At 68.5% G+C, this 24,936-nt stretch carries 17 protein-coding genes and 1 pseudogene; 8 read left to right on the plus strand and 10 right to left on the minus strand.

Annotated features, from left to right (window positions below; genetic code table 11):
* The first annotated feature begins 199 nt into the window (after positions 1-199).
* Positions 200-910: a hypothetical protein gene (locus IPK27_16205; protein ID MBK8069105.1), complete on the plus strand. Its 711-nt coding sequence runs from the start codon at positions 200-202 to the stop codon at positions 908-910.
* A gap of 310 nt (positions 911-1,220) precedes the next feature.
* The gene (locus tag IPK27_16210) at positions 1,221-2,057 is read left to right on the plus strand and encodes a phytanoyl-CoA dioxygenase family protein (protein ID MBK8069106.1); all 837 of its coding nucleotides are present in this window, start codon (positions 1,221-1,223) and stop codon (positions 2,055-2,057) included.
* A gap of 8 nt (positions 2,058-2,065) precedes the next feature.
* Here IPK27_16210 and IPK27_16215 read toward each other — a convergent pair whose 3' ends face one another.
* The 5 genes from IPK27_16215 to IPK27_16235 form a co-directional block, all read right to left on the minus strand.
* Entirely contained in the window at positions 2,066-2,497 is a 432-nt protein-coding gene (locus tag IPK27_16215) for a hypothetical protein (protein MBK8069107.1), read from the minus strand.
* A 97-nt stretch (positions 2,498-2,594) separates the two neighbouring features.
* Positions 2,595-5,201, minus strand: coding sequence for a hypothetical protein (locus tag IPK27_16220; protein ID MBK8069108.1), 2,607 nt, complete (start codon positions 5,199-5,201; stop codon positions 2,595-2,597).
* An 11-nt stretch (positions 5,202-5,212) separates the two neighbouring features.
* The gene (locus IPK27_16225; protein MBK8069109.1) at positions 5,213-5,512 is read right to left on the minus strand and encodes a hypothetical protein; all 300 of its coding nucleotides are present in this window, start codon (positions 5,510-5,512) and stop codon (positions 5,213-5,215) included.
* 153 nt (positions 5,513-5,665) lie between these two features.
* Positions 5,666-8,455, minus strand: coding sequence for a serine/threonine protein kinase (locus IPK27_16230; protein MBK8069110.1), 2,790 nt, complete (start codon positions 8,453-8,455; stop codon positions 5,666-5,668).
* Positions 8,456-8,520: 65 nt separating this feature from the next.
* Positions 8,521-9,081 carry a hypothetical protein gene (locus IPK27_16235; GenBank protein MBK8069111.1) on the minus strand — a complete coding sequence of 187 codons (561 nt, stop codon included), beginning with the start codon at positions 9,079-9,081 and terminating at the stop codon, positions 8,521-8,523.
* A gap of 193 nt (positions 9,082-9,274) precedes the next feature.
* Here IPK27_16235 and IPK27_16240 point away from each other — a divergent pair, with 193 nt between their 5' ends.
* The 5 genes from IPK27_16240 to IPK27_16260 all read left to right on the plus strand — a co-directional run bounded on the left by IPK27_16240 (position 9,275) and on the right by IPK27_16260 (position 15,131).
* Entirely contained in the window at positions 9,275-10,876 is a 1,602-nt protein-coding gene (locus tag IPK27_16240) for a sulfatase-like hydrolase/transferase (GenBank protein MBK8069112.1), read from the plus strand.
* Between the two features lie 4 nt (positions 10,877-10,880).
* Complete coding sequence (locus IPK27_16245; GenBank protein ID MBK8069113.1) at positions 10,881-12,581, plus strand: carboxypeptidase regulatory-like domain-containing protein; 1,701 nt, start codon at positions 10,881-10,883, stop codon at positions 12,579-12,581.
* Positions 12,568-13,353: an EAL domain-containing protein gene (locus IPK27_16250; protein ID MBK8069114.1), complete on the plus strand. Its 786-nt coding sequence runs from the start codon at positions 12,568-12,570 to the stop codon at positions 13,351-13,353. Before IPK27_16245 ends, IPK27_16250 begins: the two co-directional genes overlap by 14 nt.
* A gap of 158 nt (positions 13,354-13,511) precedes the next feature.
* Positions 13,512-13,841 (plus strand): hypothetical protein, encoded by a 330-nt coding sequence (locus IPK27_16255; GenBank protein ID MBK8069115.1) that lies wholly within the window; start codon positions 13,512-13,514, stop codon positions 13,839-13,841.
* Between the two features lie 54 nt (positions 13,842-13,895).
* A complete protein-coding gene (locus tag IPK27_16260; GenBank protein ID MBK8069116.1) occupies positions 13,896-15,131 on the plus strand; it encodes a tail fiber domain-containing protein in 1,236 nt (411 codons plus the stop codon).
* 81 nt (positions 15,132-15,212) lie between these two features.
* Here IPK27_16260 and IPK27_16265 read toward each other — a convergent pair whose 3' ends face one another.
* The 3 genes from IPK27_16265 to IPK27_16275 all read right to left on the minus strand — a co-directional run bounded on the left by IPK27_16265 (position 15,213) and on the right by IPK27_16275 (position 20,269).
* On the minus strand, positions 15,213-16,742 hold the full coding sequence (locus IPK27_16265) for a hypothetical protein (protein ID MBK8069117.1): 1,530 nt from the start codon (positions 16,740-16,742) through the stop codon (positions 15,213-15,215).
* 156 nt (positions 16,743-16,898) lie between these two features.
* Positions 16,899-18,980 (minus strand): FAD-dependent oxidoreductase, encoded by a 2,082-nt coding sequence (locus IPK27_16270; protein MBK8069118.1) that lies wholly within the window; start codon positions 18,978-18,980, stop codon positions 16,899-16,901.
* An 8-nt stretch (positions 18,981-18,988) separates the two neighbouring features.
* The gene (locus tag IPK27_16275) at positions 18,989-20,269 is read right to left on the minus strand and encodes an amino acid permease (GenBank protein MBK8069119.1); all 1,281 of its coding nucleotides are present in this window, start codon (positions 20,267-20,269) and stop codon (positions 18,989-18,991) included.
* Positions 20,270-20,495: 226 nt separating this feature from the next.
* On the opposite strand from IPK27_16275, the gene IPK27_16280 reads away from it, so the two are divergent.
* Positions 20,496-21,680 carry a hypothetical protein gene (locus IPK27_16280; GenBank protein ID MBK8069120.1) on the plus strand — a complete coding sequence of 395 codons (1,185 nt, stop codon included), beginning with the start codon at positions 20,496-20,498 and terminating at the stop codon, positions 21,678-21,680.
* Between the two features lie 190 nt (positions 21,681-21,870).
* On the opposite strand, the pseudogene katG reads toward IPK27_16280, so the two are convergent.
* A pseudogene (gene katG / locus IPK27_16285) lies at positions 21,871-24,085 on the minus strand (catalase/peroxidase HPI).
* Between the two features lie 218 nt (positions 24,086-24,303).
* A complete protein-coding gene (locus tag IPK27_16290) occupies positions 24,304-24,825 on the minus strand; it encodes a DUF2799 domain-containing protein (protein MBK8069121.1) in 522 nt (173 codons plus the stop codon).
* Positions 24,826-24,936: the final 111 nt, after the last annotated feature.

Below are 24,936 nucleotides of genomic sequence, written 5' to 3' on the forward strand. Positions count from 1 at the left end.
AGTGCGTCTACCTGCGTCCTGGCCAGTCCGGGTTGTCGCATACGCCTGTCGCCGAAGTCTGCGTGGATGCGGGCGTGCCATTTCCGACCCGACGGCGTTTCCGTCTGGCCAGGGACGAAGCGCGTCATCCGTAATCGGCTGCCGTTGACACGCACCAGGCCGGTCCAACGTGCCCCGCAGGAATGCGCAGGAAATCCGCATGCACCACCGCATCCGACAACTGCCCTGGCTGTGCGGCCTGGCCTGCATGACCGCCGGCGCTGCGGCACCATTCCAACTGCGCAGCGTACCGCCCGGTGCAATCGCGCTGGGTGCCGGCGACCTCATCGGCTACACCGCCGATGCGCACTCGCTGTACCTGAACTACGAAGCGCAGGGGCGCCTGCTGCGCGTGCGCGACGAACTCTGCGGAATGCGTTTCGTGGTCGATCTGGCGGCCGGACAGCGTTACCCCGGGCGCTTCCTCTGCACCGACGCCAAGGCGCCGCCGTCGGGCGCATTCATCGACCTGCGTCGACTCGAAGGCGCGCGCCTCGACATCCAGTGGGGCGGCAAGGACCCAGACCGCCGCCGGTCCCCGGCCCTGGAGGCCTGGCTGGGCGACCGTCAACTGCTGTATCGACGCCATCGCGTCGGCGCCCGCTGCCTGCGGTTCGCACCCACCAACTGGCGGCGCGCCGCGGTCCATTTCGACTTCGCGCTGGACGGCGACAGCGAACTGGCCCCCCAACTTTCGCTGACCCTGTATTTTGATGGTGCCCCCGCAGCGGGCGCCGTGCTTGCGGCGCTGGGTGTCGGGATCGACTGGAACGCAGACTGCACGCGACAGCGCCTGCGCCTCACGCTCGACGTGCAACAGGCGCCGTCGCGGTATCTGCACCTGGTCGAGGTCGTGCCGCTCGACCCGTAGGGAAACAGTGAAAAGTCTCGCGGCAGCGACGCTGGGTGGAGTTTCCCGAGCGCGGGTCTCGGTCCTGCGTTTTGCTGGCGCACGCAGAGGCGATCGTGGGGTGTTTCGTAATTGAGTTGCAGAAATTTCCGATGAGTTTTGCGGCGAGGCAAGAAGGCGCTGGAACACGCGGGCAAGCCGGTCGCATGGCCGCCCAAGCCGAAGCACATTGTTTTGCCCGCCCGGCGCGCCGCGCGGAGCTCAACCAGCGCATGCTCGAGACCTTGCGCGGCGCCTGAAGGCCGCGGACGACACCGCTGCGGAGTAGCCAATGCTGAGCCAGGCCCAGGTCGAAGCCTTCGAACGCGACGGCTTCCTCGCCATCGAAGGATTCAAGCCGCCCGGCGAACTGGCTGCGCTGCGCGAGCGCGCGCTGGCCATCGTCGATGCCTTCGATCCGGCTGCCGGCGGGATCTTCACCACCCGCGACCAGGCGCTCGCCACCGACGACTGGTTCCTGGATTCGGCCGCCGCGGTGCGTTGTTTCTTCGAGGAAGAAGCCTTCGGCGGCGACGGGCTCCTGCGCCAGGACAAGCGCCTGTCGATCAACAAGATCGGCCACGCGATGCATGACCTGGACCCGGTATTCGACGCCTTCTCGCGCGGCCCGGCGCTGGCCGCGGTCGCCGCGGACCTGGGCCTGGCCGAGCCGCAGGTCTGGCAGTCGATGTACATCTTCAAGCAGCCCGGCATCGGCGGTGAGGTCGGCTGGCACCAGGACGCCACCTTCCTGCACACCGAGCCGCTGTCAGTGACCACCTTCTGGTTCGCGCTGGAGGACGCCACGCTGAACAACGGCTGCCTGTGGGTCCAGCCCGGCGGCCACCGTAGCCCATTGCGAGAGCTTTTCGTGCGCGACGCCCGGCGGGTGGACAAGTTGCGCCTCGACGACACCCCCTGGCCCGGCGCCGCTGAGGCGATCCCGCTGGAAGTCCCCGCCGGCACCCTGGTCTGTTTCCACGGCCTGCTGCCGCACTACAGCGCGCCCAACCGCTCGGCGGTCTCGCGCCACGCCTACACCCTGCACGCCACCAGCGCGCGCACCCGCTGGAGCCCGCGCAACTGGCTCCAGCGCGGACCGGGCGATCCGCCGCTGCGCGGGTTCTGAGGCTGAACTCAGAAGGTGTCGCTGGTGGTCAGCGCGGACACCTGGATGGGCGTCGCGCACGCCGGATTGCCCTGGTACTGCAGACGCAATTCGCTGAAATGGATCGGTTCGGGCGGTGCCACGCGCGCCATCTCGATCAGGTAACCCGGGTCGAAACGTTGCGCCTGCTGCACCGGCGCGCCCGGCAGCGAGTGGCGCGGATACTGGAAGTGGTGATCGAAGTAGTAGGCCTGGTTGCCATCGATCATCACCCGCCATTCGCCGCAAGTGCCGGCACCGGTCACGCGAATCTCCGCATCGACGAAGCGCCCGGACTTCTGGGTGGCGATCACATCGATCCAGGTGCCTGCGGGCGGAGCGTTGAGGGTTGCATCCAGCACCAACAGCTTGCGGATATCGGCGTGGGCGCTGGCGGCGCAGGCTGCGATCAGGGCGAACATTACGGATCTGGTGCGCATGGAAGCTCAGGCATTCGAGGTGGGAACGCCTGACCGAAACGCCCCTGTGCGACCAAGCGCACGCCTCTCCGGCGGCGCGTCAGTCGCGCGTCCGCGCCAGCACCAGCGCGCGCAGCTCCGCCAGTTCCGCGCGCAGCGCCGCGTTTTCCGACTCCAGCTTGCGGTTCAGGCCCTGGATCGCCGCCAGCGCCACGCCGTCGGCATCCACCGTGGCGATCGACTTGCCATCGCCAGCGAGGTCGAAGGCGGCCTTGAAGTCCTCGGCCATCGGCCCTAGGTGGGTGCCTTCCTCAGATCCACGGTAGGTCCAGGTGCTGATCGGCAGCGCGACCAGACGCTCGAGGATCGCCATCGGATCGACATCGCCGAAGCCGGTCTTGTAGCTGCGGCTGGAGGCGTTGGTCCAGGTGCCGCCGTTGCTGAGCGTGGCCGCGCCACCGGTGCCGCCGTTGACACTCAGCCGCGGCTGGCTGGATTGCACGCCCAGCGGCGACAGGAAGAAACCGCCGGTTTGCTCGTCCAGGTAGAACAGGCCTGCAGTGCCATTCTGGGTGAGCAGCTTGATGTCGGCGTCGGTGTCACCGCTGGAGCGCGCACGCAGGACTAGGTCGTCGCTGTTCGATGGCAGCGCATTGGTGTTGATCATCACGCCGCCGTCAGCGCGCACCAGGAACTGGTTGGGGCCGGTGGAGACGAAATCAGCGTCGGTCGAGTCGGCGAACACCATGCTGCCGTTGTCGCCGTCGCCGTCGCCGGAGTTTGCCACGCAGGTGCTATCGCCAATCCCGTTTCCAGGACGGACCTTGGCGCGCCGGCCGAAGGCCAGCGAGTAGTCGCCGCCGGCGCAATTGGAGAAACCGCCCGGCGTGGCGCTGTATCCGCCATCGGCGATGTTGGATTGACCACCTGCGACCGCGGACGAATAGCCGCTGGCGGTGTTGCTGCGGCCGCCGGCCACCGCGCTCGAATCTTCTTCGGCGCGATTGCGATAGCCACCGGCCACGGATGCATTGATGTTTGCGTAGTTGGAACTGCCGCCGCCGACGAAAGCATCCGAGCCCGCCGCGTGGTTGCCCTGGCCGCCGCCGATGAAGCTGCGCGGCGCGGTAACCTGGTTGATGCATGAGGTGTTGCCGTTTGGCCCGCAGTTGTTGAAAGCATTGCCGCCACCGACGATCACGGCGCCTTCGTTGCCGGCCGGGATGCTGTTGCCCTGGTAGCCTCCGAGCAGAGTCGGCGCGAAAGTGCTGCTGGGCGCCGGAGTCAGGGTCAACGCGGCGAGATTGTTGACCCGGAACACCAGCGGGTTGTTGTCGGTCGTGCCCAGAAACTGGCTGACCGGCGACACGCTCGCATTGCCGGAGAGCTGCCAGCCGACGTCGTCGCCTTCGCAGGTGACCGTACCATCCGCCGCAACGGCGCGGATCGAGAAGCCGGCCGCGCAAGTCCCGCTGACCCGCGCCTGCACCTGGGCGGTGTTGACGTCGGCGCTGCCGATGCTGCCGTCGACGATGTTGCCGGCGTTCACGGCATTCGCAGCGAGGTCGATGTTCGCGACGGTGCCGTCGGCGATCATCGCGCTGGTCACGCCGCCGGTGGCGATCGACAGCGTGCCGCTGGCGGTGATCGGCCCGCCGGTCAGGCCGGCACCGCTGGCCACACTGGTCACGGTGCCGGTGCCGTCGTCGGTTTCGCAAATGACGGTTCCCGTGGCCGAGATGTCGCGGATGCTGGAGCCGGCCGCGCAGGTGCCGCTGACCCGGCGTTGCACCTGGCTGGTATCGATATCACCCAAGCCGACCGAGCCGTCGACGATCTTGCTGCCGTTGACCGAGTCGGCGGCGAGGTCGAGGATGCCGACGCTGCCGTCCTGGAGGTTGCCGGAATTGACGGCATTGGCAGAAAGGTCGGCATTGCCCACGCTTCCGTCGGCGATCATCGCGCTGGTCACCCCGCCGGTGGCGATGGACAGGGTGCCGCTGGTGGTGATCGGGCCGCCGGTCAGGCCGGCGCCGCTGGCCACGCTGGTGACGGTGCCGGCGCCGCCGGCCGGGATGGTCTCGCAGGTCACGGCTCCGCCCTGGCCGATGGCACGGATCGCCGTGCCCGATGGACAACTGTTGTTGACGCGCGCCTGCAGCGATGTCGTGTCAACGTCGAGCGCCAGGATGCTCCCGTCGGCGACATCCGCGCTGTTGATCGTGCCGTCCTGGACATCGGTGCCGCTGATGGTGCCGTCCTGGATGTCGACGCCATTCACCGATGCATCGGCGATGCTGGCGCTGGTGATCGCATTCGGACTTACCGTCACCGCCTCGGATGCGATGCCCGCGATCTGCGCCTGCGGCGTCGGCCGCAGGTTGGTGGTCGGCGAGAGCGTGGTGAACGCCCCGGCCGAGGCGCCAGGACGGACGCCGATCTGCAGCCGGAAATCGCTGCTGGTGATGGCGGCGCCGAAATCCAGCTCCACCGAGAACAGTCCGGCCGCAACCGCCACATCCTCCCGCACCAGCGGCGCGCCGACGTTGACGCCGGCGCTGGTCTGCAGCTGGAACTGCAAGTCGTAACTGCCGCTGGCGGGGGTGCCGCCATCGTTGAGGCTGCCCTGGTAGCTGAAGGTATTGCTCAGCGCGAAGGCGGACATCGGAAGGGCCAGCGCAATGGCGGCCGCAAGTCGTTTGATCATGGCGATTCCCCTTATTCGAATCCGTTGCGAAACATCAGGTCCGGCAGCGGCCCGGCGGACGCTGCGGCATGGAAACCCTGCTGGATGGCGTAGCCGGACCCGCTGGCAGCCCCGGTGGCCGACTGGCCGATGGTGCCGACCAACACGTAGCTGCCGCCGGTTGCGCGCTGGCCACCCGCGCCCACAACCTGACGCGGCAGGCTGTAGGCGCCGCCGGCCGGCACCTGCGCGCCCAGCGCTGCGGCGAGCACCAGCGCGGCGATGCCCGTGGCAACGGCCAGCGCGAGTCTCGACGAGCGAGCGGGCGGCACCCCGGGAATGCCGCGGGGACCGGGCGGAGGGCTGCAGACTCTGGAAGCAGGCATGGCGGCGTGTCGCCTTCGTGATGGGCCTGACTTCACAGACGCAATCCGACGACGAAACCGGCAGGGACTTGTCGCCACGGCGGATGCCGGGCCGGCGCCTCAGCGCGGATCGGCCTGCCGCGGCGCTGCAGCGCCGGCTTGCATCAGCGCCTGGCGCCAGGGATCGTCCGGCGGCGTCAACCGGGCGATGCGGGCGATCGCCTGTTCGCGCAGCGCGGCCCCGCGCTCATCCTGGCCCGGCTCCCCGGCGAGCGCCTCAGCCAGCAGCCATTGCGCGCGTGCCGGCCACACGACCCAGGGTTCGGGCGCGGCTGCATCGACGTCCAGCGCGCGCTCGAGGCTGGCACGTGCCTGCGCCCGGTCGCCCAGCGTCAGATGCAGGTCCCCCAGCAGGCATTGCACCCGCCCTTCATGCGCAGTCGGCGGCGCTTCGGGCGGCCGCGGGGGGAGCGCATCCAGCGCTTGCAGCGCCGTCGCCAGCGCCTCGCGGTGAGCGCCCTGGCGCTGCTGCAGCTCGGCCGACAGCAGCAGCATCCGCCAGTAGGCCGGCGGCGCATTGCGGGCGTCCTCGATCAGGGCCGGAAGCTCCGCCGCGACCTCAGCCAGATGGCCCAGGCCCAGCTCCACCTGCAGGGCGTAGAGCCGCGGGGCCAGCGCCATCGGCGCGTCCTTGTTCAGCTTGAGGCCCGGTGCGAGCGCCAGGGCTTCCTTGGTGAATGGCGCCGCGCGGCGGAAATCGCGCCGGTCGATCAGGTAACGCACATAGTTGACCAGGGTGGCGACCGTGACCTCGCTGCGGTAGCGCCGCTGCTGCTCGATCAGCGCGAGGAACTCGCCATCGACCTGATCGACCTCGCCGGTCGCGAGCCGCGCCTCGATCAGGTTCATCCGCGTGAGCAAGGTATCCGGGTGATCCGCCCCCAGTTCGGCGACGGTGATGTCGAGCGCCTCCTGGATGCGCTCGACCTTGTGGCGGCTGGACGCTGCCTTGTACACCGAGGTGCGCAGCACCGAGGCCAGCGCCAGGCGTTCGCCAGATGCGCGGTAGTGGGCTATCAACTGCTCGTGCAGCGGGTCGGATTCGTCGAAGCGACCGGCGCGGCGCAGGTAGCGCGCAACCATCGCCTGCGTCTCCCACTTCCAGCTCTCGCGGAAGCCGCCGGCCTGGCGCGCAAACTCGCGCAGCGCGGCGATCGAATCGGCGGAGTAGTCGGTGGTGTCCAGCAGCGCGCGCTGGCGGCGATACCACAGCAGCGTGCCGGCTTCGGGCTCGGGCCGGAAGGCCGCGACCTTGGGCCGCAGCTCGGCGCTGTCGCCGGTCTTGGCCGCATTGTCGTAGGCACTGATGAGGTTCAGCAGCGCCCGGAGCCTGACCTCCGGAGCCACCGTCGGATCGCGCTCCGCCTGTCCCCACAGGTCCTTGAGCTGGGCGAGACCCTGTTCCGAATCCACCGCGAAGTGCACCGCCAGGGCCAGATCGCTCTGCACGTTGAGGCGCAGATCGGGTTCGCCCTGCAACTCGGTCTGTGCGCGCTGCGAGGCCAGCCGCAGCAGGTTCTCCACGGTGACGCCGGCGCGCGAGCTGCGGTAGGGGCTGGCATCGGCGAACATCCCGGTCAGCACCTGGCTCAGGGCATCGGTGGCGCGCAATTGCGCCAGCGCGCGCTCGGCCTCCTGGTTCGCTGCGCGGGCGTAGCGATAGCTGAACCACACGCCGGCGGCGACGCTCAGCGCCAGCAGGATCAGGCTGCTGGCGAGCATCGGGTTGCGCCGCAGCCACTTGCCCAGGCGGTAGCTGCCACTGTCGCGGCGCGCGCTGATCGGGCGGCTCTCAAGATACGCGCGCAAGTCGTCGGCGAAGGCCTGGACGCTGGCATAGCGCCGCTGCGGATCGCGGCTCAGCGCCTTCAGGCAGATCGTGTCCAGGTCTCCACGAAGCTGGGTGGCGGCGATCCCCTCGCCGGTGCCGCGACTGAGCTTGGCCAGCGCAATGCTCGGCGCCGTGGCATCGGTGTCGGTGATCGCCTGCAGCAGGCTGAGCGGGTTCTCGCCGCGGGGTTTGTGCGGCCGGTCGCCCGTCAGCAGCTCGTATAGCATCACGCCGAGGGCGTAGACATCGGTGGCAGTGGTGATCGCCTCGCCGCGGACCTGTTCCGGCGCCGCGTACGCGAAGGTCATCGGTGCGCGCCCGGCGGTCTGCGTGTGGTCCACCTCACCGAGCAGCTTGGCCACGCCGAAGTCCAGCAACCGCGGCCGCCCGTCGGCATCCACCAGCACGTTGGCCGGTTTCAGGTCGCGGTGCACGATCAGGTTCTGGTGCGCGAACTGGACCGCCGCGTGAACCCCGAGCAGCAATTCGATGCGCTGGCGCAGCCCCAGGCCATGGGCACGCACGTATTCGTCGAGCGGCAGGCCGACCACTCGCTCAATCGCCATCCAGGACTGTCCGCCGGCGGTGCTGCCGCCGTCGAGCACGCGGGCGATGCCGGGGTGTTCCAACCGGGCCAGCAGTTCGCGCTCGCGCTCGAAACGCTGGCGCTGCTCGACCGAGTACACATCGCGCACCACCTTGATGGCGACGTCCTTGCGGAAGCTGCCGTCGTCGCGCACGCCATGGTAGACCGCGCCCATACCGCCGCTGCCGAGCAGGCCGACGACCCGGTACGGGCCGATGCGCTCGGGCAATTCCGGCGTCTCGGCGCGTTGCGCCAATCCGATCGCACCGCGATCCAGCACCGCTGCACGCGCGGCGAGGCCGAGCAACGCGCGCGCCTCGGCGGCGAGTGCCGGGTCGGGCCAGCCGGCAAGCAGGGTCTCGCGCTCCTGCGCGCTCTCAAGTTCCAGCGCCTGTTCGACCAGTGCCCGCAGTTCGCTATGGGAGGTGGGCATCGGCGGTCATCGAGGCAGACTGGGCACATCCGACAAACGCAAGCGCGCGGAGAATCCGGCAGCGATCACGGCGGGCCCAGCTCCTTCATCAGGAACAGCCGCGCCACTTCCCACTGGCGGCGCACGCTGCGCTCGCCCATCTGGCGGATATCGGCGATTTCCTCGAAGGTGAAACCCGCGAAGAAATAGGCTTCGACGATCTCCGCCAGCTCGGCGTCGCGCGCCTGCAAGCGGGTCAGGGCGGCATCCAGCGCCAGCAGGTCCACCGGGTCGTTGCCGGTGTCGGCGATCCGGTCAGTGAGCTGGGTGCGCACCCAGGCGCCGCCGCGCTTGTCGGCCGAACGCGCGCGCACGTGGTCGACCAGGATCTGGCGCATCGCCCGCGCCGCCAGGCGGAAGAAATGCCGGCGGTCCGCGAACTGGCGTTCGGACTCCGGGATCAGGCGCAGGAAGGCGTCGTGCACCAGCGAGGTGGCGTCCAGCGTCAGCGGATTCCCGCGCAGCAAACCGCCAGCCATGCGCTTGAGCTCCGCATACACCTGCCCCAGCGCGCGCTCCGCGGCCTCACGGTCGCCCGCGCGCGCGGCGTTCAGCTCCGAAGTGAGGTCGAAGGGATCGCTGGACACACGGGGCGCGTCATCGAACGAGTCCCGCGAATGATAAGGGTCGAGGGCAACTCTGTGTCGGCAAGAGCAAGCCGAAGAATCCGAACTGCCGCGGCGCGACGCGGTTGCTGCTTACAAATGCAAACAACTCACTCATTCATCAGTTACAGCTCGCCCGGATGCTGCGGACTCCAGGCACTGATGGGAGGGGTCAATGGGCAGCATCCAACGTGCGCTCGCAGTAGCGCTGATCATCCTGAGCATTTCGGATGCGACGGCGCAGGTCCCGGCCGACCGGATCTTCGCCGGTCGCTTCGAACAACCGCGCGGCATCGTGTTGTGGATTGCCGACGATCTTGGCGCGATCAGTACACCGGCGTACAGCGATGTCTATCCCGCCAGCAGCTACGCCGACCTGCGCGTGTTCGACAAGATCTGCGACAGCGGCGTGCGCTTCCAGAACGTCTGGTCCAGCCCGATGTGCACCCCCACGCGCGGGTCCATCCTGACCGGGCGCTACGGATTCCGTACCAACCTGGGTGGGGCGCAGACCACCACCGCCAACCTGCAGCCCGACATTCGCCCGGCCGAGGCCCAGTGGAGCTTGCCCAATCTGATCGCGCTGTACGGCAATCCGCAGACGCAACTGGCGAGCTATGGCAAGTGGCACCTGGGCGTCGGGCCGGCAATCGACGGCAATTGCGCCCCATACACCTTCGGCTGGGACCGCTACGGCGGCAAGATCGAAGGCGCGCAACTCGATTCCTACCAGAACTGGGAGTACCACTCGGCGCTGCCGCCGACCCAGGGCGGAAGCCCCTGCAGCGAAGGGGTCGAGACCGTCACTCGATACGCCACCGCGCGCAATGTGGACGACGCCATCGCCTTCGTGCAATCGATCGGGGATGCGCCATTCGTACTCTGGCTGGCATTCAACGCACCCCATTCGCCATGGCAGATCCCACCACCGTTGCCTGGTGGACTGACACCGATGTGGTCGGTGCCGACGGGCAATCCTCGTCCGGATTACCTGACCTGGTACAACGAGGTCCCGGAGTGCACCGACACCGCCTGCAGCACCGACATCAGCAGCAATACACCCTGGTTCGAGGCGATGGCGTCGAACATGGACTTCGAGTTCGACCGGCTGATGCAGGCGCTCGGTGCGCCGAGCGGCAGCATTCCATCGGACGTGCTGGTGATTGCGATCGGCGACAACGGCACCGACAACCGGGCGATGCCGACGGCGGTCGGCGGGGTGCCGCTGAATCAAGGCATGCCGGCCAAGCAGACAGTTTACGAGCAAGGCGTGCGCGTCCCTCTGTGCGCTGCCGGCGGCGGAGTGAACTACTCGGGCAACGTCACCGATCCGGTCAATCTGGTCGATCTCTACGCCACCATCCTGGAGGCCGCGGGCGTGCCCGAAAACGTCTGGCGCGCCCACGTGCAGCAGGTCGCGCCGGGCACCCGGCACGACTCGCAGTCGCTGTGGCCCTATCTCAACGGCGTGCGCGCACCGCAGCCACGCGAGGTCATTTACACCGAGATCTTCAACTTCGCGCTGGCCACCCAGAGTGCGGCGATGAGCGATGGGCGCTACAAGTACCTGCGCTTCGTCGAGGACACGGTGCCACCCAACCTGCCGAAGTGCTTCGACCTGCAAGATCCGGCGAACTCGCCGTCCGAGACCGTGGACCTGCTGGCCGACGGCAACCCCAACAACGACGGCACCTGCGCCAGCCTGCGGCTGCGCATGACCAATCTCGTGTGCTCGGAAAGCTATCCTGGTTTCCCGTGGACCAGTTGGTGCGATTGAGCGCATGTACGCACGCCCAACCGTAGTCGATTCGATGCGCCTGGTGGCCGGCAGCCTGCTGGTGAGCCTCACGCTGGCAGCCCGGGCCGACGTCACCGGCACCGTCCGCAACGCCGAAGGCACTCCGGTGCCGGGGGCGGTGGTCTCGTTGCCCGAGCGTCCCGAAATCGCGCGCACCAGCACGGATGCCCAGGGCGGTTTCCGCCTGGCCAGCCCGCCGCCCGGATCGCATCGGATCACCGCGGCCTTGCCCTTCGACCTGGACGACGCTCGCCGCTACCGGATCGCTGTCGCAAGCGTGAACGTCGGGCCCGGCGGCAACGGCCAGATCGATCTGTCGCTGGCGGACGTGCCCGCCAGCGACAACCAGACCTACCTGCCGATCAAGGCCGAGCCGCCCGGCGGCTGCGGCGACTGCCACGGCGAGAAACTCACGCAGTGGCGCGCATCCATGCACGCGATGGCCGCATTGGATCCCTGGGTGCTCGATCTCTACGACGGCAGCGGCACCCCGGGGACCGGGGGCAATGGCTACGTCTACACCGCCACCCACGATCCCGGCAGCACCGGCACTTGTGCGGTCTGCCACGCGCCCACCGCCAACCCACGCGATCCCGCGGTGGTGTCGCTGTCAGCAGTGACCTCCGCCAGTGCGCTCGAAGGCGTCACGTGCACCGCTTGCCACCAGTTGGCGGCCGTGGACGGCGAGGTGGACGCTTTGCACCTGCTGGGCGGCGCGCGTGTCTTCTTCCCTGGCGTCGACGGGAGCAGCAGCACGCACGACTATGTCTGGGGTCCGCTGCCGGACAGCGCCGCCCCGTTCATGGAAACGATGTATGCGCCGTGGATCTCGGACTCCCGCTTCTGCGCCAGTTGCCACGAGTACAAGAATCCGTCCACCGGCGCCCCCGGACAGCGCACCTACAGCGAGTGGCTGGCCTCTGCCTACGCCCAGCCGGGGCCTGGATTCCGTAGTTGCCAGGACTGCCACATGCCGCAGGCCGCCGTTGCGGGCACCATCGCCGATGCCAATCGCGTGGGCGCCTTGCAACGTCCTGGCGAGCAGATCCACCAGCACGGGTTCGCGGCCGATGCCAGCGGCAACCTGGCGCAGGCATTGGGCCTGACCGTCCAGGTGAGCGCCGGGGCCGGGTTGGCGCGCGTCGACGTTTCCCTGAGCAACCAGGGGCTCGGGCATGCGTTCCCGACCGGCATCGGCCTGCGCAACGCGCTGGTGGTGGTGCGTGTGCGCCGCAACGGAGTGTCGCTGGCGCGCAGCGCGGGACCGGTGCTGCCGTGGTGGGCGGACGACGATGTGCCGGGCACCCAGGCCGGCGATCTCGCCGGCCAGCCAGGCCTGGGTCTGGCCAAGGTGCTCGCCGGGCGCATCAACGGCCAGGGTGCGGTGGTGCGTCCGGTGCTGTTCGTGGATGCCGAGACGGTGGACGAGGACAGCACCCTGGCGCCCGGCGCAAGCCGCGCCGGACGTTTCGATTTCCTGCTCGGCACCGCCACGGCAGGCGACACCCTCGAGGTCGAAGTCGAGATCCTGTATCGACGGGCCTGGCGCTCGGTCGCCGTCGCCAAAGGCTGGACCAAGCGGATCGATGGCAAGCCCTGGGAAGAACGGGTGCGCCTGCACACCAGCCAACTGGTGCTCGACACGACCGCTGTCGACGGGATTCACGCCAATGGATTCGAATGACTGGCCGCAGCTGCCCGATGCGCCGGCCGATATCGACAGCCCCCAACTGCGCATCGCATCCAGCCCGGTCGCGCTGCAGCCCATCCGGCATGTACGTTCGGTGCTGGAAGGCAACGACCTGGCGCAGTCTCCAATGTGGTTCGAAGCGCTGTTGCGGCCATCGGATCTCGGTGAACATCCAGACGTCGCCAGCTACATCCAGCAGCACCTGGCTGACCGGGACGAAATGTTGATCGATGCAGCAGCAGTGGAGGCCTGCGAAGACATCGCCTTGGGTCTGGACAAGTGTTGTCGCCTCGGCATCAACGTGTTTGCCACGTCGCTGGAGTGCCGGGCCTTCTACAAGCAATTCCTCCTGCCACGACTGCAACGGATGGCCGATCACGTCGAGATCTGCCTGGAGCTGTCCAAGCTGACCGAAGTAGGCGATTGGTTGGCGCTGGAACGCAGCCTCACCCAGCTGCGCGGCGCCGGTATCCGGATAGCGCTGGATGATCCGGGCGCGGACTGCTGCCATTTGCACCTGCTCGGCAAGGGCCTGATCGATGTGGTCAAACTCGATGCCCGGCGCGCGCTCGACATCGATCGCTGCGAGCGCTCGCGGACGCGAGTGCGCCATTTGCTGGCCGATTGCAAGGAAACCGGCAGCACTCTGGTGCTGGTCGGTGTGGAACGCTTGCACACCCTGAGCGTGGCCGATGCACTCGGTGTCCCCTGGGCCCAGGGCCATGCACTCGGATGTCCGCGTCGGTACGTCGTACCGCCGCGCTGACGGGTTGTCGATCAGGCAAATACGTCGATCCCTTGGAGAAACGCATCAGGACCAGGCCCCGGTTGCGATACCACCGGCAGGCGCCTGGCGCCTGTGTCCGGATCGGCTGCGGTTGCACGTTCCACAGTGAACTCCCGCCGCAACGGATGGAACCATCGATGTCCAGACCCATGCTGTACGCCATCACCCTGGCGCTGGCGAGCGCAGCGCCACTGTGGCCGGCCGCGGCCCACGCCCAACGCTACGCGGCCGCCGCGAGTCTCAGCCCGAACCCGGTTGCCAAGAGTGACCGATTCCGCGTGCAGGCGCAGTTGCAGCCGGCAGGCATGCCGCTCCCCAACGACGCCAAACAGGCCGATCCGGTGCGGACGTCGGAAGTGGCCAGCGCACCCGCGGGCCATCGCTTTCGCCTGGTCGCCGCAATGCAGGACAAGGCAACCCAGGCCGTGTGCGGCCTGGACACCCTGTTCCAGAACGGCTTCGAGTAAGCGCGTGGCTTCTGCGACACCCCTGACCCATTCATGAATACATCGGAGACCCCCATGAAAAACACGCTGCTGTTCGTCGCCCTGCTCGCCGCCGCAACCATGAGCCACGCTGCGAGCTACACCTACCGCGGTTCTCTGCAAGACGGCGGCAAGCCCGCCGATGGCCAGTACGACGTGCAATTGAGCGTCACCGACGCCAATCAGCGTGCATTGGCTGCCCCGGTCACCCTGTATGGCGTGAAGGTCAGCAAAGGCCAGTTCTCGGCCGAGGTCGAGTTCGGCGTCGACCTGGCGCAGTACGCCCAGGTGCAGTTGCACGCCGCGGTACGCCAGGGCAATGGCGCATTCGAGGCGCTCGACCGGCCGACCGAGGTCGACCTCAAGAACACGCAGGGCGCCATGTGCTGGGAAGTCGGCGGCAACACCGGCATCCCGAGCGGGGCCGCAGCCGGCACCAATGCCGTCACCGACTCTCCGATCATGGCGCTGCGCTCCCGCGGCGATGACATCCTGTACGTGCGCGGCACCTCAGGCGGCATCGAGCAGAACGGTTCGACCGCGAACGGTACCGGTGCCGCGGCCTGGATCGGCTCCACCGCGAACGGCCCCGGCAGCTTCACGGTGGGCACTGGCCTGACCACCGCAAACGCCAACAATTCGGTGGTGTTTGCCGATGGCACTGCCGGCACCTTCCAGTCAGCGTCGCCGAACCAGTTCATGGTCCGTGCCGATGGTGGCGTCATGTTCAATACCGGCACTTTTGCGGCCAACGACGACCTGGTGATTGCGACGCGCCCGAGCAGCGGCGATGCGGATGTGGACCTCGTTCTGCGCACACGCAGCGGCAAGATTGGCCGCTTCTACGTCAAGGACAGCGACAATGCTTTCACCCTGTCCGTCCAGCCCACCGGCGCGAACTTCCTGGAAACCACAGCCAACGGCGCCAAACTTACTGCTGGCGGAAGCTGGACCAATGGTTCCTCGCGCTTGTTCAAGCAGGGTTTTGCGGCCATCGATCCGAGCGAAGTGCTGAGCAAGGTGGTCTCTCTCCCGATCACGCGCTGGACCTACCGCAACTCCACTTCGGAAGGCGAGCACATCGGCCCGATGGCCGAGGACTTCCATGCCGCGTTCAGGACTGGCGAGGACGAGCAGCACATCGCCACGGTGGATGCCGACGGCGTTGCGCTCGCCGCGATTCAGGGCCTGAACGCAAAGCTCGAAGCCGAGAACGCTGAACTGAAGGCACGCCTCGCCGCGATCGAAGCCCAACTGGGTTTGGCACGGTGACGGCGGCACCCCACGATCGCCCGAGTGCGGGCGATCGCGGCGCAGCAGATCCGGTGCCCCGATCGGGGCACCGGACCGTCGTTACTCGAACCCGTTGGCGAAGATGTTCGGCCCGGCGCTGCCGCTGCCGCCATTCAGGCGGAACACCGCGTTGTCGTAGTCGAAGATGTTGCCCGGCACGTCGCGGCGCCACAGGCGCGAGCCAGTGACCACGATGCGACCGCTCGCGTCCAGCACCAGGGTTTCGTTGCGGTGGTCGAGCAGGGTGGAGCCACTGGCGCGCGGGAAGTCGACCAGCGTGGTCGCCGACGGCCCGCCGCCAACGCCGGTGGAGAAGGTGGTGTCGCCCGCGAGGGTGGAGGTCAACCGAGTGACAAAGATCACACGCTGCGGATCGGCGCCCTCGGCTGCGCTGGTGACGCCGCTCTGCAAGACGTTGCCGGCGGCGTCCACGGCGATGTCGCCGAGGCTGGCGAAGGCCAGATAGTTGCGCGCGTCGCCCTGGCCGGCGATGGTCGCACCGGTGGTCGGGTTGAGCTTGATGGTCTCGATCTGCTGCGTGACGTTGCCGCCGACCTGGGCGTTGCGCTGCACCACCGTCACCAGGTTGCCATCGCCGGTGATCGCGAAGCCCTGGATCTGCTCGTTGTTGGCGCCGAAGGTGGTGATGATCGGCTGGTGGCGGCGGCCGTTGAGGCGGTCACTCCCGGGGCAGTCGCTGGTGCTGGCGCAGAAGTTGGTGAAGTAGGCGCCGGTCAGGGCATCGACCTTGGCCACCGCCCAGTCGTTGTCGAAATCGTTGTCGTTGTCGGCGTAGCCGCCGACGTACAAGCCCGCGCCGCCATCGCGGGCGATCGCCAGCGCGCCATCGGTGTCGCCGCCGGGGCCGACGCTGTTGACGTCGAAGGGGATGTAGAGCTTGCCGTCGCCGTCGAAGGCAGTGACCAGGGTGCCGTCGGTCATGCGGATCTTCAGGACCAGGAAGTCGTAGTCGTCCTGGGTGTCGCGCTGCACCTGGCCAGCGACGTAGATCGCGCTGCCGTCGGTGGTCGCCGCGGTGGCGTAGTCGGATCCGTTGGCAACCACATCCACCGGGTAGCTGCGGCAACTGCTACCGCCGGTTCCGAAGCTGGTGTCCGGAAACCCGGTGTCGGTGAAGCGGCAGAGGTAGGGATCGAAGGCCAACGCCGGCGCGCCCGGCGGGCGCGTGTTGCCGACGATGACCACGCGTCCGAATTCGTCGATCAGCGCATCCTCGACGGTCAGGAAATCACGGTCGTGGTTAACGCGGCCGTTGACGCCGAAGCTGGAGTCGTTGGCGCCCGTATCGGTGCGCGCGTTGATCACGATGTCGCCGGTCGACGGGTTGTAGCCGTACACCAGGTAGCCGCCAGCTGCGCGCGGCGCGGAGATCAGGCCGTGATCCTCCAGCGTAGGCGCGGGATCGACGGCAATGGTGACCTTGCCGGTGGAGTTGAACGCCGTGTCGAGTGCCCCCGGAAGTCCACCCAGGAGCTCGAAGATGGGCGGCTGCGCAACGCCTGGCTTGCCGGGCTCGGCGGCAACGGACAGCGTGGACGCGAAGAGCAACAGCAGGAGGAGGCGAGGCATCGGCCGGAGTCCGGAGTGGGCGTTGCCACGACAGACGTAATCCGGCGGGAAAACCGGCAGCCGGTCCGGATGGCCTTCGCGACGGCTGCCGCTGACGCCGACGCGCGCATCGATTCTCCTGGGTCGATGGTGGCACCCCGGCGAGCGCGGCGAGGCTCATTCGCGCGGCCGCTGCCGCCGGAACGCCACACCGTCCGCCCGCTCCTCGCGGCTGCGCGGGTCATCGAATTCACGCGCGTAGCGGTGGCCGGCGTAGACCGCGTGCACGATCAAGCCGGGCGCGTGGGCATCGCCGATGGCGTCGACCCGCGCGATGCCGTGATCGGCCCATTCGGCCTCGCGCGCGGCGAGTTCCTGGTACAGCGCATCCTGCGGCAGACGCGCGGTGACGGTCACCACGCTGGCGCATTCGATGCGCTGCTCGCGGCCGGTCCAGGCGCATCCGATGCGCGCGTGGTCGCCGGCGAATTCGAGCAGCGCGTGCGATGTGACCAGGCGCACGTCGAGCTGGCGCAGGCGCTTCTGGATGTGGCGGTATTCGAGGTTGTTGACGGTCCACGGCGCCACGACATCCTCGGGCGTCAGCAGGATCACCTCGCGGCCACGCGCGCGCAGCCACTCGGCGAGCACGCTGGCGAGGTAGAAGCCATCGTCGTCGTAGAGCAGCACCGGGCCGGGCGGCTCGGCGCCGGCGAACAGATCGTCCGGGGTGTAGACGTGGGCGCGCTCGAAGCCCGGGATCGGCAGATCATTGCTGCGCCCGTAGCCGTCGCGACGCCAGCGCGCGCCGGTGGCGATGACCACGTTGGCGCAGCCGAAATCGAGCACCTCCTGCGCGCTGAGGCGGTTACCGGGGTAGATCGACACATTGGGCATCCGTTGCAGCTGGCCGACGCGCCAGTCGCGCACGCGCGCCCATTCGGCCAGGCCGGGCAGCCGTGATTCTCGGCTGACGCGGCCGCCGAGCGTGCTGTCGGCCTCCGCCAGGATCACCTCGGCGCCGCGCTGGCCGAGCGCGCGTGCGGCCTCCAGGCCCGCCGGCCCGGCGCCGACGACGAGCACGCGCGCGCCGGCGTGGCTGCCTGCGAGCGACGGGATGCGCTCGGGGTGCCAACCCTTGCGCCATTCCTCGCCCATGGTCGGGTTCTGGGTGCAGCGGATCGGCGCGCCGAGCATGTCTCCGGTGGTGCAGATGTTGCAGCCGATGCACTCGCGGATTTCGTCCTCGCGGCCCTCGTCGATCTTGCGCGGCAGGTAGGGATCGGCAATCGATGGCCGCGCGGCGCCGATCAGATCGAGCACGCCCTCGCGGACCATGCGCACCATGGTGTCCGGCGAGGTGAAGCGGCCGACACCGACCACCGGTTTGCCGGTGATGCGCTTGACCCACTCGGTGAACGGCCGCTGTGCGCCCTCGCCGGCGAAGCGCGAGGTCCGCGAATCCATGTACCAGGCGGCGATGTTGACGTCCCACAGGTCCGGCAGCTCGGCCAGTTGCTGCACGATCTCCTTGGCCTCGCCGTCGACCGAGACGCCGGCCGGCCCGAGGAACTCCTCGACCGCGAAGCGCAGCGCCACCGCGCAGCGGTCGCCGACCGCCTCGCGCGTGTCGACCAGCACCTCACGCAGCAGGCGCAGGCGATTCTCCAGCGAGCCGCCGTAGTCGTCCGTGCGCTGGTTGCGCCGGCGCTGCAGGAAGTGCATCGCCAGCGACAGGTCGTGCGCGGCGTAGACGTAGACGATGTCGAAGCCGGCCCGCTTCGCGCGCAGCGCCGCGTTGCGGTGCCAGCGGCGGTAGTCGGCGATGTCGCGCTTGGTCATCGCGCGCGCCTGGTGCGGATGGCCGTACTTCAGCGGCTGGTGCGAGGGCGCCAGCGCCACCTCGCGCGAATAGAGATTGGTCGCCGTGGGGCCGTTGTGGGTGAGTTCGATCGCAGCCAGCGCGCCGTGGCGATGCACCGCCTCGCACATCAGCGCCAGCGCAGGGATGTCGCCGTCCTCCCACAGGCGCGCTTCGATCGACGGGGTCAGATCGCCCGAGGGGTGGATCTCGCACTCCTCGGTGCTGACCACCGCCCAGCCGCCTTCGGCCTTGACCTCGCGCATCGCCGCGTGCGCGGCCGGCATCAGGTGCCCCATGCCGTTGCAGTGCGGCACCTGGTAGAAGCGGTTACTGGTGCGCACCGGGCCGATCTGGACCGGCTCGAACAGGATGTCGTAACGGGAATTGCGCGGCATGGCAGGGATCAGGCGGGCTGGCGTCGCCGCGCATTCAACCAGAAGCCGAGTGGCGTCAGCAGCAGCACCAGTCCGAGCGCCGGTGCGGTCTGGCTCCAGTCGGAGGCGCCCACCACCAGGGCACAGAACAACAGGGCCGCCACGCCCAGCGCGCGACTTTCGAGTTTCTGCCGGGGGTCCAGCGCAAGGCTGAGCGCGCACAGCGCGTAGACCACCATGAACAGGGTCACGGTCAGGGCGAGCAGCAGGTTGAACTGGGCATTCAGGGTGGGCGAAGCCGTGGCCAGCGCCACCACGCTCATCAACAGACCGAGCACCACCAACCCGCGCCGCGGCAGCTGCTCGGGGTCGGCTTCGGAGACCCAGCGCGGCAGGAAACCGGCGGCCGCGCCGCTGCGCCCGCATTCCCCGGTGACCAGGAACCAGCCGAGCAGCGTGCCGCAGATCTTGGCGATGGCGCAGAACGCGACGAAGGCGCCGGCGGCGCTGCTGGCGACGCGACCGACGACGTCCGCGAAGGGTGCGGTGGACGATTGCAGCTCCGCTGCCGGGATCACGCCCATCACGGCCACGCTGGCAGCGATGTAGACCACGCCCGCCAGCGCCACCCCGCCGAGCGCCGCGATCGGCACATTGCGCCGCGGGTTCTCCACCACCGCGGCCGCCACCGCCGCGCTCTCAAGGCCGATGAAGGCCCAGAACACCGTGAGCAGGGACGGCGCGATGGTGTCCGCCAGCGGCTTGCCGCTGACGTTCCAGGAGGCCGCGAAGGTCTCGCCGGAAAATGCCGCGAAACCAACGCCGCACGCGATCAGGATCGGCAGCAGGCCGAGCACCAGGGTCAACCCGCCGATCCGCGTCGCGATCCGCGCACCGCCCAGGCACACGGCGGTGCCGGCCCAGATCAGCACCAGGGTGCCGGCCAGCGTGCCGCCGGGAGATTTGATCGCCGGATGGAACAGCCCGAAGTAGCCCACGGCCGCCAGCGCGATCGCAACATTGCCGAGCCAGTTGGAGGCCCAGTAGCTCGCCCAGGCGACGAAACCGAAAGCAGGATGCAGGTTCTCGGCCGGCCAGCGCACCAGCCCGTCCGGACTCGGCCGGGTTGCTGCCAGCACGGCGAACATGCCGGCCAGCAGCAGGGCGCCGCAGAGCGCGACCACCCAGCCGATCACGGTCGACGAGCCGATGGTGGCGAGCGAAGCGGGCAGCAGGAAGACTCCGGACCCGATCAGGTTTCCCGCCACCAGCGCGGTGGCGAGCAGCGGTCCGATCTTGCGCACGGCCATGAGCGTGTCCCTGTACGAGGCAGAAGATCACGCGGTCCGGCGGGTGGCGCCGCGTTGCCGCAGCGTAGGCATGCGAACCTCGCCGGTCAACGCCCCGCGAGGATCCAGGATCGACGCCCGGGCATCGCTTGGTCGAGACGCGGCGTATTCTCCGCAGCATGAACGGGCAGCAGGCGACCTTGCGATCCGTCCTGGATCTGCAAGACGGAGCGAAAGCAGGAATCGGATGAAACGCGAACGCATCGTCGAATTCGTTGGCGGCAGCGAGGACGAGGTTGCCTGGCTGCGCCTGTTGCTGCGCAAGGCAGCCGGCCAGCTCAGCGACAAATGGCGGCTCCGGCGCGAAGGCGACGGCCACGTCGACCTGCTGATCATCCACGACCTGGACGATCAGGCCGCCGCCCCGGCGCCACTCGAGAACGGCCAGCGGCGCGTGCGCCTTATCGATCCCGTGTTCGGCGCCGCGGGCATGGAAACCGCGCTGTGGCCACTGTCGCAGGAGAAACTGGTCCGGCTGTTCAACCTGACCGGATTCGCCGCCGGGTTGCAGCGTCCGGCCGCGCCCCCGCCGCCGGTGATCCAGCACAATGTCTACGACGATCTGTTCGACGCGGAACCGTCGGAACGTTGGCAAATGATCATCGAGGACGACCTCGCGGCCCCGCCGCTGGACGACGACAGCACGCTGGTCGCCCAGACGCGGGCGCGCGAGGCCGAGCTGATGCGCGAAGCGGAGCAGTTTTTCCGCCTCGACACGCGCGAGGAGCACAAGGACGCCTTGAAAGCGATCCGCCTGCACGAGACCGTGGACGTCGAGGCGACCGAGGGCAAGACCCAGCAGGGCGTGGCACGCGTGGACCGCCGGGCGGCACTCGGAGAGTTTGCCGACACCACGATCACCCTGACGCCGCTGGAGGCCAACCAGCGCTTCCCGCTGGCAGAATTCCTGACCGGCCGCATGCTGCCGGGTCCGGCATCGATAGACCTGGACGGCCTCGCGCTGACGCTGGACCCACGCAACAAGCTGTACTACGCGCGCGGCGCACTGTGCATCTTCGAAGACGGCTGTCGTCGCAGTGTGCGTCGCGGTGACTGGCGGGGACTCACCGCGATCGAGTTCGGCGAGATCCGCAAGTCGGTCGAGCCGCGCCCTTACGCGGAACTGATCTGGCTATGCGTGTATGCCAACGACAGTACGCGGCCGGCAGCCAATCTGGACGACGAGCTGCGCTACCGCCTGACGCAGACGCTGGAATTGGGACGCGATTTCCCGCGCGCCGCGCGCGTGGCACAGGAACTGGCCAGGGGTTGCACGCTGACGGCCGCAGCGAACCTGGCGCGGGTGCCGCTGGCCGAGGCGCGCCGCGTGGCGGCCGCCTTTGATGCCGTGAGTTTCCTGGTACCGGATTGAGGCGGCGCCCTTGCCGGTGATCGCTGCGCGATACAGCGGCCTACGCCTGGGCCGGTGATTCGCTGATGTGCAGGCCGGGGTGCCGCAGCGCGGCTCCCCGGCGCTTGTGCCGGGGAATCGCTGCGCGATACACCGGCTTACGGTTGCTGCCGACACCGGGGCATCCCTGCCCCGGCACCGTTCCGATCGATCAACGCAGGTCGAAGCGATCGTTGTTCATCACCTTGGTCCACGCGGCGACGAAGTCGTTGGCAAACTTGGCCTGCGCATCGGACTGCGCGTAGACCTCGGCCAGCGAACGCAGCTGCGAGTTGGAGCCGAACACCAGGTCGACCACGGTGCCGGTCCACTTCAGCGCGCCGCTCTTGCGGCAACGGCCTTCCAGCACGTTCGCATCCGCCGCCGAGCGCTTCCACTGGGTGCTCATGTCGAGCAGGTTGACGAACCAGTCGTTGCTCAGCGTGCCGGGCCGCGCGGTGAACACGCCATGGCTGCTGCCATCCCAGTTGGCGCCGAGCGCGCGCAGGCCGCCGACCAGCACGGTCATCTCAGGCGCGGTCAGGTTGAGCAGCTGGGCCTTGTCGACCAGCATCTCGGCCTGGGCACCCTCGTAGCCCTTGGCGACGTAGTTGCGGAAGCCGTCGGCCTTGGGTTCCAGCACGGCGAAGGAATCGGCATCGGTCTGCGCCTGCGAGGCGTCGGTGCGGCCCGGGCTGAAGGGCACCGTGACCGACTGGCCGGCGGCCTTCGCCGCGGCTTCGATCGCCGCACCACCGGCGAGCACGATCAGGTCTGCCAGCGAGATCTGCTTGCCACCGTCCGCGGAGGCGTTGAAGTCCTTCTGGATGCCTTCGAGCACGCCGAGCACCTTGGCCACGCGCGCCGGGTTGTTGGCCTCCCAGTCCTTCTGCGGGGCCAGGCGGATGCGCGCGCCGTTCGCGCCGCCGCGCTTGTCGCTGCCGCGGAAGCTCGCCGCGGCGGCCCACGCGGTGGCGACCAGGTCGGCACCGGACACGCCGGAGGCGAGCACCTGGGCCTTCAGCGCCGCCACGTCGGCGTCGTCCACCAGCGGGTGGTCCACCGCCGGCACCGGATCCTGCCAGATCAGTTCTTCGGCTGGCACCAGCTTGCCGAGGTAGCGCGCACGCGGACCCATGTCGCGGTGGGTCAGCTTGAACCAGGCGCGGGCGTAGGCGTCGGCGAACTCTGCCGGGTTCTGGTGGAAGTGGCGCGAGATCTTCTCGTAGGCCGGGTCGAAGCGCAGCGAGAGGTCCGCCGTGGTCATCATCGGCGCGTGCTTCTTCGACGGATCGTGCGCGTCCGGGATCATGTGCTCCGGACGCACGTCCTTGGCGCGCCACTGCCAGGCGCCGGCCGGGCTCTTGACCAGCTCCCAGTCGTAGCCGAACAGCATGTCGAAGTAACCGTTGTCCCACTTCGTCGGGTTCGGCTTCCACGCGCCTTCGATGCCGCTGGTGGTGGTGTGCGCCGCCCTTGCCGCTGCCGAAGGCGTTCTTCCAGCCGAAGCCCTGCTCCTCGATGTCCGCGCCTTCCGGCTCACGCCCGACGTTGGAGTCCGGGCCGGCGCCATGGGCCTTGCCGAAGGTGTGACCGCCGGCGACCAGCGCCACGGTCTCGTAGTCGTTCATCGCCATGCGGCCGAAGGTCTCGCGGACGTCGCGGCCCGAGGCCACCGGGTCCGGGTTGCCATCCGGGCCCTGCGGGTTCACGTAGATCAGGCCCATCTGCACGGCGCCCAGCGGGTTGGCCAGCTGGCGGTCGCCCGAGTAGCGGCTGTTTTCCTTGTCGCTGGTCGCCAGCCACTCGCGCTCGGCGCCCCAGTTGATCTCGTCCTCCGGCTCCCAGATGTCGGGACGGCCACCGGCGAAACCGAAGGTCTTGAAGCCCATCGATTCCATCGCGACGTTGCCGGCGAGCACCAGCAGGTCCGCCCAGGACAGCTTGTTGCCGTACTTCTGCTTGATCGGCCACAGCAGGCGGCGGGCCTTGTCGAGGTTGCCGTTGTCAGGCCAGCTGTTGAGCGGGGCGAAGCGCTGGGCGCCGGTGCCTGCGCCGCCGCGGCCGTCGGCAATGCGATAGGTACCCGCAGCGTGCCAGGTCATGCGCACGAACAGGCCGCCGTAGTGGCCCCAGTCAGCCGGCCACCAGTCCTGGGAATCGGTCATCAGCGCGGTCAGGTCCTTGACCACCGCGTCGAGGTCCAGGCTCTTGAAGGCTTCCGCGTAGTCGAAGTCCGGGCCCATCGGGCTGGACTTGGAGGACTGCTGGTGCAGGATCTTGAGGTTGAGCTGGTTCGGCCACCAGTCCGCATTGGTCGGGCTTGCCGAGCGCGCCAGCGCGTGGCTGCCGGTGCCGGAAAACGGGCATTTCATCTCGTTGGACATGATCTTCTCCCTGGGTGGATGCAGCGGGAACGCCGGGAGAGCTTAGGCCCGCAGGGTCCATAGATGAAGTTGACGTTTCTTATCATCGCCATAGCGAACATGTATCGCAGCGATGGATTTGCAGGCTTTTCGTCAATCACCGCCAACCGCCGGGCAATGGCGGAACGCGGCCACCGGCATGCGCGCGATGCACTCGCAACGCGAATCCTGCCCGCGCCTCAGCGCCACTTCTCCACCGCGACGATTCCACGCAAGGCCTCGACCTCGTTCTCGTGCTGGCGCGCCTCGGCGCGCGCGGTCGCGGCCTGCTGCTCCAGGCTCTGGCGCTCCGGCGCCGCGGCAGGAAGCTGGGCCGCGGCGCGTTCGGCATCGCCGGCCTGCGCGTTCAGGCGGTCGCGCTCGGCGAGGTGGGTGCGCAACTGGTTACCAACCTCGAAGCCACGGCTGAACTCGCCGGCATCCTTGCCGCATACCGCCGGATCGGCAGGTTTGCCGTCCAGGCCCAGCTGGTAGCCGCGCCGCGCCTCGCAGTAGCGCGCCAGTCCGTCGGCACGGCTGTCGCCGTAACGCTGCTGCTCGTCCGCATCCAGGACGCAATCGGCGCGCGGCAGCGAGGCCGGTTTGCCCGCCAGCGCCTCTTCGCGGCCCAGTGTGGCGAGATCGGATTCGGGGCAGCCCAGGCGGTCCGCGGGCGTGCAGGCGGACAGCAGCAGGGGCAGCAGCAGGAGGAATGGACGCACGGCGTGCCTGGGCGAGAATGAGGGCGGCGACAGTGAAACGGAAAACGTGAAACGTCAACTCGCCCGATCCGCATTGACGTTTGACGTTTGACGTTTGACCCTGCCCGCAAC

This window comes from Rhodanobacteraceae bacterium, assembly GCA_016713135.1.
Taxonomy (GTDB): Bacteria; Pseudomonadota; Gammaproteobacteria; order Xanthomonadales; family SZUA-5; genus JADKFD01.